This window comes from Mycolicibacterium pyrenivorans, from assembly GCF_025821625.1.
Classification (GTDB): Bacteria; Actinomycetota; Actinomycetes; order Mycobacteriales; family Mycobacteriaceae; genus Mycobacterium; species Mycobacterium pyrenivorans.
On the sequence record NZ_JACKSH010000213.1, the window covers coordinates 1 to 547 of the forward strand.

The 547-nt window shown below is 64.9% G+C and carries 2 protein-coding genes; one reads left to right on the plus strand and one right to left on the minus strand.

The genetic code is table 11. From position 1 onward, the window contains the following. A partial coding sequence (locus H7I57_RS23910) for a TetR/AcrR family transcriptional regulator (RefSeq protein WP_264026557.1) occupies positions 1–268 on the minus strand: 268 nt, incomplete at its 3' end. A gap of 92 nt (positions 269–360) precedes the next feature. Here H7I57_RS23910 and H7I57_RS23915 point away from each other — a divergent pair. Further along, a partial coding sequence (locus H7I57_RS23915) for an acyl-CoA dehydrogenase family protein (protein WP_264026558.1) occupies positions 361–547 on the plus strand: 187 nt, incomplete at its 3' end.

Consider the following 547-nt stretch of genomic DNA (forward strand, 5'->3'; position numbering starts at 1 on the left):
CGTCGTCGCGCACTGCCGTCGAGGCGTCTTCGGGCACCTCGGCCAGGGCGCCCGCGAAGTAGTCGACCACCAACTGATCGACGGCGTTCCGCAGGCCGGCCTTGGTCTTGAAGTGGTGCTGCACCAGGCCCACCGCGACGCCGGCCTCGGCGGCGATGGCGCGCAGGGAGATTCGGTCTTCGCCGTGTGTGGCGTAGAGATCCAGGGCGGTGTTGCGAATGCGCGCCTTGGCCGTCAGATCGTCGCCGGTTGCCCGCGGATCAACCATCAGACCTCCCATCGGCAACCAGTTCAATGTACTGTACACATGAACAGGACGCTATACATTTGTATAGCGCGGCGATTTAGCGAGGTGGACCAATGTCAGAGCTCTTCCCGACCTACCGGGCCAGCTGGGAGACCGATCAGCACCGCGAGTTGCGTCAGCATGCCGCGGCATTCCTCGCCAAGGAGGCCACGCCCAACCAGGAGCGGTGGGCCAAGAATCACCAGGTCGACCGCGAGTTCTGGAACAAGCTCGGTGACGCCGGCCTGCTGGGCCTGGACC